The following is an 11,008-nucleotide window of genomic DNA, read 5'->3' as shown; positions in this document are numbered from 1 at the left end:
CCAGCGTAGCTCAGTTGGCTAGAGCAGCTGATTTGTAATCAGCAGGTCGTGGGTTCGAGTCCCTCCGCCGGCTCAACGTAAAACCATCACTTTTTAGTGGTGGTTTTTTTGTTTTAAACTTTCTGTAAAAACTCCAAAATTGAAATCCTGAAATCCAATTGTAGGGATCAATACGAAAAGCTGTGGATAAAAAAAAATAGCTGTTTTTACTTCTGTTAAGTTAGAATTTGGAATTTCATTCCATAAAAAAAGTCCTGAAATTATTCAGGACTTTTTTATGAGTGTTGCAAAAACTACTTTTGTTCTTGCTTTTTAATGTCAGCAACATATTTGGTTAGCTTTTTTCCGTAAAGTGATTGTGCTACTTTTGGAGTCATTGATTTTTGAATGGTATCAAGAAACTTAATGTTGATGTCATAAATCTCAGCTAAAGCGATATACGGTGCTATTTCGTGATCTTTGTGGTTAATGGCGAAGTTTGTAGCGTACAAGTATTTTCTCTTGATATTAGATTGTTGTTTTGCATCAATACTATCCACTGCTTTTTGATCTTGTCTTTTAAGTGCTCTAAATTTTGATTCAACCATGTTTAGGTTTTCATCATTAAAACGAGAGTTTATCTTTTTGTATTCTTCATACAATTCCTGATTTCTTGATCCTGTTATTTTAGCACCGTAAATAAAATTATCCAAATTAGTTTCGATATTAATATTTCCAGGTTCTGCAAAGAACAGAATGTTATTATCCATTGAGTTGCTTACTCCCCGATCCAGGAATAAATAAAGCATTTCTGGAGATTCTAATTTGATATCACGTTCAAAAGTTGAGTTTCCGTCGATTTTGACACTATCTATTGCGACAAGTGAGGTGTCAACAATTCTTTGAATATATAAAGTTCCGTTTTTTAATCCTTTAATGTTTCCTGTGATGTGCAGGTTGTCAGCAGATTCTTTTTTGCTGCATGATGCTAATAGGGCAAGGGCAACAAAGGCAATAATTGATTTTTTCATTGGTTTTTAGATTTTGGTGCAAAATAAAGAAAATAGTTTGAATGTAGTGTTTGGGATTTAAATTTTAATAAAAAATAAATCCCAATTTATTTCTAAATTGGGATTGCTGTATTTTTATAAAAATGAGACTTTTACATGGCTAAAGTATAGCTAATGCCACTTTCATGAGTATAAGTGAATATACTATCACAATCATTGTTTCCGTAGTCAATAACACCTTTAAGAAACCCGCCTTCTACTTTTAATTTTCCTTTAGAGATATAAGCACATGATTGTTTTTTAACTAATGTTTCCTGAACGGTCAAGGTTAGGGTTGCATCCTTGTCTGTTGTTACTGTATGATTTCCTTCTGTCATTTCATATACATTATCTGTTAAAATATAAGGGGTGTCAACACCTGCTGTTTGTTTTACAGTATGCATTCCGGAGTTTGTATACACTCTTCCCTGAAGATCAGTAAATTTTCCGTTAGTAACTTTTCTACTCCATTGTGGTACAGTTGGAGCAGTAGTAGTATTTGTGTATTCAATTGTTCCTTCTAGTTTTATTCCGTTAATAGAATAGTCGATTCTCTCGATAGTTAACTTGCTTCCTTGAGTGGTAATTGGTCCTGAAAGTGTAATTTTTAGTTTACCTTTTCTAATAAGTTGGTTATCGGTACAGCCTGTTGTTCCGTAATCAACGGTAAATATTTTGGGATAAGAATCTCCAGAAACTGTAATTGTAGCACATACGCCTGCAATATCAGTAGTTGATTTTGCAGTTGGTGAACTGTTTGTTACTAGTAGTCCGGTATTGATGTCCATTTCGTTCGCTGCGTCAATTGCGACAGAGGCTCTTACAGCGGTAGTGTCAGTTTCATTAACAACATCATCATTATTTGAACAAGAAACATAAATTAATGCTGTAGCGCAAAGACTTAGAAGTAAAAAAGCTGTTTTTTTCATAGTAGTTTTAGTTTAAGATTAGATTAAAAGGCTTTCAAATGTAATAAAAAAAATAATTCCAATAAAAAAATCCTGTGAGTCAGACCCACAGGATTTTAAAAATTATTTTTTTTGAAAAAAAACTTTATTTAATCATTTCGAAACTTCTTTTTACAAAAGCTGTTAAAGCTTCACCTTTTAGTAGGTTTTGCGATAACTTCGCTAAGTCTAAAGCTTGTTTTACCAAGTGTTCCTGATGTGTTTTGTCCTCTGTATTTAAGATACTTGTTGCTAAATCAGAATTTGTATTTACAACTAAATTGTACATTTCCGGCATATTACCCATTCCGAACATTCCGCCGCCGCCTGACTGGCTCATTTCTTTCATTCTACGCATAAATTCTGGTTGCGTGATAATGAACGGAGCTGCCTGGCTGTCCATAGCTTCTAATTGTACAGAATATGCTTTTGGAATATAAGCTTCTAATGAAGTTTTTAGTGTTTCTTTTTCTTCATCAGATAATTTAGAAATCGTGTTTTCGTCTTTTTTGATTAAATTATCAATATGATCAGAATCCACGCGAACAAAAGTCACATCTTTATTATCACCTTCAATTTTTTGAATCAAATGTGAAATAATCGGAGAATCTAAAAGCAATACTTCGTATCCTTTTTCTTTTGCTGTTTCAATATAAGAGTGTTGTGCATCTTTATTTCCAGCATACAGCACTACCAGTTTTCCGTCTTTATCCGTTTGGTTTTCTTTTAATTTTTCTTTTAATTCTTCAAGGGTAAAGTAAGTGTCATCTACAGTTGGATACAATACAAATGCACCTGCTTTTTCGTAGAATTTATCTTCAGAAAGCATTCCGTACTCTAAAACAATTTTAATATCGTTCCATTTTGCTTCAAAATCAGCACGATTTTCACTGAATAAAGCTTTTAGTTTATCGGCAACTTTACGAGTAATGTAGTTTGAGATTTTCTTCACTGAACCATCCGCCTGTAAACCTGAACGAGAAACATTCAAAGGGATATCCGGAGAGTCAATCACACCTTTTAACATCGTCAAAAATTCAGGTACAATTCCCTCTACGTTATCTGTAACGTAAACCTGGTTTTGGTACAATTGAATTTTATCTTTCTGAATTTGCATGTCAGAACCTAACTTAGGGAAATATAAAATTCCGGTTAAGTTAAACGGATAATCTACATTTAAATGAATGTTGAATAACGGTTCTTCAAACTGCATTGGGTATAACTCTCTGTAGAAGTTTTTGTAATCTTCCTCAGATAATTCAGATGGCTGTTTTGTCCATGCCGGGTTTGGATTGTTGATGATGTTGTCAATTTCAACAGTTTCATTGATGTAATCTTCAGGAGCATCTTCCGGTTTTGGAAGTGTTTCTGTTTTTGTTCCGAATTTAATCGGAATAGGCATAAACTTGTTGTACTTGCTTAGTAAACCAGCAATTTTTGAATCTTCTAAAAATTCAAGAGAATCTTCAGCGATATGAAGGATGATTTCAGTACCACGTGAAGTTTTGTCAGCTGGCTCTAAAGTAAATTCAGGGCTACCGTCACAAGTCCAGTGTGCAGCTGGCTCATCTTTGTATGATTTAGTAATGATTTCTACTTTTTCAGCAACCATAAAGGCAGAATAGAAACCAAGACCAAAATGACCAATAATTCCAGAATCTTTAGCGGAATCTTTGTATTTATCAAGGAATTCTTCAGCTCCGGAAAAAGCAACCTGGTTGATGTACTTTTCTACTTCGTCTGCAGTCATACCTAAACCTTGATCGATAATGTGGATTTTTTTCCCTTCTTTATCAACTTTGATTTCAATAACCGGATTTCCGTATTCAACTTTAGCTTCGCCAATGCTAATAAGGTGTTTTAATTTTAAAGTAGCATCGGTTCCATTTGAAACCAGCTCACGCAAGAAAATTTCGTGATCGCTGTATAAGAACTTTTTGATTAAGGGAAAGATGTTTTCTACTGAAACATTAATTTTACCTGTTGTCATATTTTTTAATTTTTTAGTTTAATGTGATGATTCTCATTCCTTCAAATAGAATACCAATTGTTTTTTAGGTGACAAAATGACCGAAGTGTTAATTTTGAAAGAAAATAATTAGATTTTGGAACTGTTAATATTTCAATGAATCGTATATTTGTGGTACAGTAATTGTAAAACCTGTAAGTATTAACTTAAAAAATGTACAAAATGAAGAAAATTCTTTTCATTTGCATGATCGCCACAATGGTATTCGCGTGTAAATCAGCTTCGTCTACAACAGCTTCAACAGAAGCACCAACGCTTTCGACTAAACTTGACAAATCGACTCAAGTAGCGCTTAAAGGAAATTGGGTCCTAACTAATGTGTCTTACCCAGGTTCAGAGTATATTAAAGTAAATTCATTTGATCTTGCGGATTCTAAATGTTTTATTGGTAGTACCTGGAGTTTTATTTCAAACAATAATAAAGGTACAATGACATTGACAGCTCCAAGTTGTACGGCATTTACTTCTCCAATTGTGTGGAGTATAAATAATCAAGGTCTTTTTGTACTAAAAATTGTTAATCCTGGAACAAAATCGAAAAACGTTAAGGAAGGCTATTTACTAAAGGTTGCCGGTGTAACAGACAACTCTTTTGAGTTAATAGACAACATTAATGTAGGTGGACAAACTAAAGATGTTACTTACCAATTTCAAAGAGCCAATTAATATTAAAATATATACACATGAAAAAGATAACAGTTTTAGGGTTGAGTAGTTTACTTGTATTAGTTAGTTTTTTTACAAGCTGCGATTCAGTTAAAAATGCAAATAACACACAAAAAGGAGCCGGAATCGGAGTAGTTGCCGGTGGTCTTATTGGTGGTATTTTAGGAAATAATTTAGGGAAAGGCGGAAATGCTGCTTTAGGTGCTGCAATTGGTGCTGCCGTTGGTGGTGGAACCGGAGCACTTATTGGAAATAAAATGGATAAACAAGCTCGTGAAATCGATCAGGCCTTACCTGGTGCTGATGTTGAAAGAGTAGGTGAAGGTATTCACTTAACTTTAAACGAAAATGCAGTTCGTTTTGATACTAATAAATCAACTTTGACTACTCAGGCAAAAGCGAATTTAGATAAATTAATCCCTGTATTTACTGAATACGGAGATACTAATATCGAAATTTTTGGTTATACAGATAACACTGGAAAACCGGAATATAACTTGACGCTTTCAGGACAAAGAGCTGCTTCTGTGCAAGCTTATTTAGTTTCAAAAGGATTAAAATCAAGCCGTTTCAAAACTTCAGGTTTAGGAATTGCTGATCCAATTGCAACAAATGATACTCCGGAAGGAAGAAGCCAAAACCGTCGTGTTGAGTTTGCTATTACAGCAAATGACAAAATGGTAAATGATGCTAAAACTGAAGCTGGAAAATAGTTTCTAAGACAATAAAAAATTTTAAAAGCTGTTTCTTAATTGAAGCAGCTTTTTTTTTGACTTTAGAATTTAAACATTGTAAATTTGTACTCTCAAATACAACCCATGCTCGACATTCAGAATATTTCTTTCTCCTATACCGATAAACCCGTTATTAAAGACGTTTCCTTTACTATAAACAAAGGTGAAAATATTGCCATTATTGGCGAAAGCGGCTGCGGAAAAAGCACGCTTCTTAAGCTTATGTATGGTTTGTATGATTTAGATGAAGGCAAGATTTTTTATAATGAAAAACCAATCTTAGGTCCGAAATATAATTTGATTCCGGGAATGCCTTACATGAAATATCTGGCACAGGATTTTGATTTGTCTCCTTACGAAACGGTTGCGGAAAATGTTGGAAAATTTCTTTCGAATGGTTTCGCCAACATGAAAAAATTGCGTGTTCAGGAATTATTGGAGATGGTCGAAATGGAATCGTTCTCTAGTGTAAAGGCTAAATTTTTAAGTGGAGGACAACAACAGCGTGTCGCTTTGGTAAGAGTTTTGGCTTTGGAGCCGGAAGTAATTTTACTTGACGAGCCGTTTAGTCAAATTGATGCTTTTCGTAAAAATGCTTTGCGCCGAAATTTGTTCCGATATTTAAAACAAAAGGGAATTACCTGCATCATTGCAACACACGATAGTACTGATGCATTATCGTTTGCAGATGAAGCGATAGTAATGCGTAATGGAGAAATTATAGTTAAAGATAATCCAACAAAGATTTACGAGGATCCTCAAACTAAATATGTAGCATCCTTATTTGGTGAAGTAAATGAAATACCAACTCATTTATTGCTCGATTATGAAGATGAAACACACAAAACGTTAGTTTATCCACACCAGTTGAAAATGCTTTCTGAGTCTAAATTACCAGTGAAAATCAGAAGAACTTATTTTAGAGGAAATCATTATTTAATTGAAACAGTTTATAAAAGGCAATTGATCTTTTTTGAAAGTGAAATTGATTTGCCGCTGGAACAAGAAATTTTCTTAGGCTTGAATTATCTTTAATTAAAAAATGTGACAATTAGATAATTAGATAATTTTCGGAACCGTTAAAAATAGCAAACCCGACAGTTTTTTAATCTGTCGGGTTTTTTATACCTACAATATTAGATTGTCTAGTTTTTTAAATACTTCTCTAAGAACTGATCTTGTTCCCAAAGTAAGTGTAGAATGTTTTCTTTGGCCACGTAGCTATGTGCTTCTTTCGGTAAAATGACCATTCTGGCATTAGCTCCTAAACCTTTCAAAGCCTGGAAATAACGTTCTGTCTGCAAAGTAAAAGTACCCGGATTATTATCGGCTTCACCATGAACCAATAAAAGTGGTGTTTTCATTTTATCAGCATTCATAAAAGGTGACATTGTATTGTAAACTTCCGGAACTTCCCAGTAGTTACGCTGTTCAGTCTGGAACCCAAATGGGGTTAGTGTTCTGTTGTATGCACCGCTTCTCGCAATTCCACACGCAAAAAGATTAGAATGTGTCAATAAATTTGCCGTCATGAAAGCACCATAAGAATGTCCTCCAACGGCTACTTTCTTGCGGTTAATATATCCTAAAGCATCAACAGCATCAATTGCCGCTGCTGCGTTATCTACCAACTGAGAAATGAAATTGTCATTAGGTTCTGTTGTTCCTTCTCCAATAATTGGGAAAGCAGCATCGTCTAAAACTACATATCCTTTTGTTACCCAATAAACGAAAGATCCGTAATAAGGAAAAGTAAATTCATTTGAGTTTTGAGTCGATTGTCCAGCACTGTTTTTGTCTTTGTATTCTGCCGGATAAGCCCAGATCAATAACGGTAATTTTTCTTTTTTTACTTTGTCATAACCTGCAGGCAAATATAAAGTTCCGGATAATTCAACACCGTCTTTACGTTTGTATTTGATTACTTCTTTGCTGACATTTTTAATACTTTCAAACGGATTTTTAAAAGTTGTTATTGGCGTCAGACTGTTTTGTTTTTTGATGTTTCTGAAATAATAATTCGGATATTCATTTTTCGATTGAATCTGAACTAAAACTTTTCCTGATTTGAAATCTTCGATTTCTAATAAATCTTCTTTTTTGTCTTTATAAGGAGAAGTATAAATACGTTTTGATTGATAGGTTTTTAGATTGAACTGATCAATAAAAGGAAATTGACCTTCTTTTGTATAACCATCTCCAATACGGTAAGCATTGTCATTCTCGATAGCTAAAACATATTTGTTGTATTCGTTCTTTTTAGTTTCAAAAATACCTGGATCTGAATATACATCCTGAGAGTTTCTGTCTGTAATTACTTTTGGCTGTTGCGCAGGATTTGAAGGATTTATGACATACGTTTTAGTGTTACGAGTGTCATACCATTCGTCAGAAACCATTGCAATATTGTCATTTCCCCAAATAATATCGCTAAAACGCTGAGGTGTCTTTACCAATGAAGTGGCTTCATTTGTAAAAGGAGCGTCCCAAAGAAAAACTTCGTCTCTAAAATCAACTTTATTAGCAGGATCTCCTTCGTCTAAAGCTACAGCATAATATAAAGTCGCTGGTTTATCAGTTCTCCATGCCATATCTCTTTTTCCTTTTCTCACTGCCATGAAACCTTTTGGAATCACTTCGTTAAGCGGAACTTCGTTTACAGTTTTGATCTCTTTTCCCCTAGCATCATAAACAATAGTTTTAGACGGGAATCTATATAAAGGAACTACATAGGAGAATGGTTTTTGAATCGTAGTTAGCATGATGTAATTTCCGTCTGGAGAAATTTTTTCACCAAAATACATAGCTGTATCTTTAAACAAGGTTGCAGTTCCGTTTAAATTTACTTTGTATAATTCAGACGTGGTAATGTTCTCAAAGTTGATTTCATCATTCTGATTTTTTAGCATATCAGGATATGTTCTGTTCTGAGATTTTGTCCCGGATGTATTTGAGATGATTGGTCCGGTTGGTAAATCTTTTTTAGAATCTAATAATGGTTTTCTGTCTTTGGGAAGCATTTTTACCAAAATCGTTTCGTTGTCTAAAAACCAGTTAAAAGGATTTCCTAAGTTGGCGTTTACGTTTGCCTCTGTAAGTTTTGTGGCTTGCGCCGATGCAACATCCAGAACCCAAAGTTCTACGCCAGTAGCAATAGTGTTTGAGAATGCTATTTTTTTATCGTTTGGCGACCAAAGAATATTGCTTATTTTAGGATTACTTGGTAATCCGGCAACCTGAATCTCTTCCTTACCATTTACTTTTCTAACTTTTAAATTATTCAGATAGGTAACTGAACTTGATATATTCGTTATTGGATTAATTCTCAAACCTCCCAAACGAAGTTCTTCCTGATTTAAATCGTCTAATGTTTTGTAAGTACTTCTATACATAAACAGCATGTATTCTTTTTTAGTATCCATTGATACTGTCGGAGCCCTTTCATAATCGGCTAAATCTAAAATAGATTTAGATGGTTTTTGGTAGGTTAAATTTTCTTGCGCAAAAGTAAAAAAGCCAACATTTAAGAATAATAATAATGTAACCTTTAATTTCATAATTTGAATTTTAGTGGTTTAAAAATGGTATTCAGGATGTTTGACTAAAGTACTTCAATATTGTTACATTTTTTGAACTATTTTCATACTTTTCAGGCTTTCGATGCTAAAACTGTTTTTTCGATCAATAAAAGAACATTATCTAATGTATAATTAAATTATATTAAATTGCTAATAACGAAAAAAATAGTAATTTGGACGCTTATGTTTTAAAGTATACGTAAATTTGCAATCCAATTTTTTAACAAATAATAAAAGAATATGTATCATTCAAAAATAGCGGGCTTAGGATATTATGTTCCTTCAAATGTTGTGACCAACGATGATTTGTCTAAATTAATTGATACCAATGACGAATGGATTCAGGAACGTACCGGAATTCAGGAACGCAGACACATCATTCGTGGAGAGGATACCACAACTTCAATGGGAGTAAAAGCAGCTAAAATTGCAATAGAACGTTCTGGCGTAGCCAAAGAAGATATTGATTTTGTAGTTTTTGCTACATTAAGTCCAGATTACTATTTTCCAGGTCCCGGAGTTTTAGTACAACGTGATTTAGGATTACGAACAGTTGGAGCATTAGATGTAAGAAATCAATGCTCTGGTTTTGTTTATGCAATTTCTGTTGCAGATCAATACATTAAAACCGGAATGTATAAAAACATTTTGGTAATTGGTTCTGAAGTGCATTCAACCGGATTAGACATGACAACTCGTGGACGAGGAGTGTCGGTGATTTTTGGAGATGGAGCAGGAGCGGCAGTTTTAAGTCGTGAAGAAGATTTATCAAAAGGAATTTTATCCACGCATTTACATTCAGAAGGACAACACGCTGAGGAATTAGCTTTGCAGGCACCCGGAATGGGAGCGCGTTGGGTAACTGATATTATTGCAGATAATGATCCAAATGACGAAAGCTATTATCCTTATATGAATGGGCAGTTTGTATTTAAAAATGCAGTGGTTCGTTTTGCTGAGGTCATCAATGAAGGTTTAGAAGCAAATGGCTTACAGGTTTCAGATATTGATATGTTGATTCCGCATCAGGCGAATTTGAGAATCTCACAATTCATTCAGAATAAATTCAAATTGACAGATGATCAGGTGCATAATAATATTCAGAAGTACGGAAATACAACTGCAGCATCTATTCCGATCGCTTTGACAGAAGCTTGGGAACAAGGCAAAATCAAATCTGGAGATACAGTAGTTTTAGCAGCTTTCGGAAGTGGATTTACTTGGGCGAGCGCTATTATTAAATGGTAATTTAATTCATCTTGCATTATATTTAAAACCTGCTCTGTTAAGAGCGGGTTTTTTTATAATTTAGTGGTTTGTAGTTTTTGAGAAAAATATATTCAAAATGAAAAAAAATCAACTCGAAATAGCATGCTTCAATTATGAATCGGCCATAATCGCTCAGGAAAATGGAGCAGACCGAATCGAACTATGCGATAATATGAAACTTGGCGGAACAACTCCAAATCCAATCTTAGCGGTTAGGGTGCGTGAAAAATTAGCTATAAAAATGCATGTCATTATACGACCTCGTGGTGGCGATTTTATTTATAACGATGATGAATTTGTTGAAATGAAACAAGATATCAAACAGTTCAAAAAACTGGGAGTTGATGGTTTTGTTTTTGGAATTTTAAAGGAAAACGGAAATATAAATAAAAGACGCAATAAGGAATTGGTTAATATGGCTCATCCTCTTCCGTGTACCTTTCATCGTGCCTTCGATGTGGTGAAAGATGTCAAAAAATCTCTTAAAGATGTAATTGACTGCGGTTTTACAACCATTTTGACTTCTGGTCAGGGAATAAATGTGGAGGAAGGGATATTTGATTTAGAAAAAATTCAAAAATGGGCGAAAGGCAAAATTGAAATTATGCCAGGTGGCGGCTTACGGTCCTCTAATATTAAATTATTGCAGGATAAATTGGAGCCGACCTTTTATCATTCATCGGCAATAACAGACAATACGGAAACTGCAAATCCGGAAGAGATAAAAGAATTGCGAAACTTTTTATAAGCTGTTTAT

9 protein-coding genes and 1 tRNA gene are annotated in these 11,008 nt (G+C 34.1%); 6 read left to right on the top strand and 4 right to left on the bottom strand.

Annotated elements, in window-relative coordinates; all coding sequences use genetic code 11:
* Nucleotides 1-73 (top strand) — tRNA-Thr (locus tag Q7C23_RS16910).
* Nucleotides 74-293: 220 nt separating this feature from the next.
* Here Q7C23_RS16910 and Q7C23_RS16905 read toward each other — a convergent pair.
* The 3 genes from Q7C23_RS16905 to htpG all read right to left on the bottom strand — a co-directional run bounded on the left by Q7C23_RS16905 (nt 294) and on the right by htpG (nt 3,965).
* On the bottom strand, nt 294-1,010 hold the full coding sequence (locus Q7C23_RS16905) for a DUF4369 domain-containing protein (protein ID WP_375033627.1): 717 nt from the start codon (nt 1,008-1,010) through the stop codon (nt 294-296).
* Between the two features lie 131 nt (nt 1,011-1,141).
* The gene (locus Q7C23_RS16900; protein ID WP_375033626.1) at nt 1,142-1,957 is read right to left on the bottom strand and encodes a hypothetical protein; all 816 of its coding nucleotides are present in this window, start codon (nt 1,955-1,957) and stop codon (nt 1,142-1,144) included.
* A gap of 124 nt (nt 1,958-2,081) precedes the next feature.
* Nucleotides 2,082-3,965 carry a molecular chaperone HtpG gene (htpG, locus tag Q7C23_RS16895; RefSeq protein ID WP_375033625.1) on the bottom strand — a complete coding sequence of 628 codons (1,884 nt, stop codon included), beginning with the start codon at nt 3,963-3,965 and terminating at the stop codon, nt 2,082-2,084.
* A 201-nt stretch (nt 3,966-4,166) separates the two neighbouring features.
* On the opposite strand from htpG, the gene Q7C23_RS16890 reads away from it, so the two are divergent.
* The 3 genes from Q7C23_RS16890 (at nt 4,167) to Q7C23_RS16880 (ending at nt 6,439) form a co-directional block, all read left to right on the top strand.
* Complete coding sequence (locus Q7C23_RS16890) at nt 4,167-4,670, top strand: lipocalin family protein (RefSeq protein ID WP_072974997.1); 504 nt, start codon at nt 4,167-4,169, stop codon at nt 4,668-4,670.
* A 17-nt stretch (nt 4,671-4,687) separates the two neighbouring features.
* Nucleotides 4,688-5,383, top strand: coding sequence for an OmpA family protein (locus Q7C23_RS16885; protein ID WP_375033624.1), 696 nt, complete (start codon nt 4,688-4,690; stop codon nt 5,381-5,383).
* 105 nt (nt 5,384-5,488) lie between these two features.
* Entirely contained in the window at nt 5,489-6,439 is a 951-nt protein-coding gene (locus Q7C23_RS16880) for an ABC transporter ATP-binding protein (protein WP_375033623.1), read from the top strand.
* Between the two features lie 110 nt (nt 6,440-6,549).
* On the opposite strand, the gene Q7C23_RS16875 is transcribed toward Q7C23_RS16880, so the two are convergent.
* A complete protein-coding gene (locus Q7C23_RS16875; RefSeq protein WP_375033622.1) occupies nt 6,550-8,961 on the bottom strand; it encodes a prolyl oligopeptidase family serine peptidase in 2,412 nt (803 codons plus the stop codon).
* 261 nt (nt 8,962-9,222) lie between these two features.
* On the opposite strand from Q7C23_RS16875, the gene Q7C23_RS16870 reads away from it, so the two are divergent.
* Together Q7C23_RS16870 and Q7C23_RS16865 are read left to right on the top strand one after the other, a co-directional pair.
* A complete protein-coding gene (locus Q7C23_RS16870) occupies nt 9,223-10,230 on the top strand; it encodes a 3-oxoacyl-ACP synthase III family protein (protein WP_056195595.1) in 1,008 nt (335 codons plus the stop codon).
* A gap of 97 nt (nt 10,231-10,327) precedes the next feature.
* A complete protein-coding gene (locus Q7C23_RS16865) occupies nt 10,328-10,999 on the top strand; it encodes a copper homeostasis protein CutC (RefSeq protein WP_375033621.1) in 672 nt (223 codons plus the stop codon).
* Nucleotides 11,000-11,008: the final 9 nt, after the last annotated feature.

Source organism: Flavobacterium sp. LAR06, from assembly GCF_041946075.1.
Taxonomy (GTDB): domain Bacteria; phylum Bacteroidota; class Bacteroidia; order Flavobacteriales; family Flavobacteriaceae; genus Flavobacterium.
This window is presented reverse-complemented; position numbering and strand designations above follow the sequence as displayed.

Bases quoted from the DNA above. Each gene is read 5' to 3' on its own strand.
- Q7C23_RS16900 (WP_375033626.1), bottom strand. From the start codon at position 1,957: ATGAAAAAAACAGCTTTTTTACTTCTAAGTCTTTGCGCTACAGCATTA.
- Q7C23_RS16880 (WP_375033623.1), top strand. From the start codon at position 5,489: ATGCTCGACATTCAGAATATTTCTTTCTCCTATACCGATAAACCCGTT.
- Q7C23_RS16865 (WP_375033621.1), top strand. From the start codon at position 10,328: ATGAAAAAAAATCAACTCGAAATAGCATGCTTCAATTATGAATCGGCC.
- Q7C23_RS16905 (WP_375033627.1), bottom strand. From the start codon at position 1,010: ATGAAAAAATCAATTATTGCCTTTGTTGCCCTTGCCCTATTAGCATCA.
- Q7C23_RS16885 (WP_375033624.1), top strand. From the start codon at position 4,688: ATGAAAAAGATAACAGTTTTAGGGTTGAGTAGTTTACTTGTATTAGTT.
- htpG (WP_375033625.1), bottom strand. From the start codon at position 3,965: ATGACAACAGGTAAAATTAATGTTTCAGTAGAAAACATCTTTCCCTTA.
- Q7C23_RS16875 (WP_375033622.1), bottom strand. From the start codon at position 8,961: ATGAAATTAAAGGTTACATTATTATTATTCTTAAATGTTGGCTTTTTT.
- Q7C23_RS16890 (WP_072974997.1), top strand. From the start codon at position 4,167: ATGAAGAAAATTCTTTTCATTTGCATGATCGCCACAATGGTATTCGCG.
- Q7C23_RS16870 (WP_056195595.1), top strand. From the start codon at position 9,223: ATGTATCATTCAAAAATAGCGGGCTTAGGATATTATGTTCCTTCAAAT.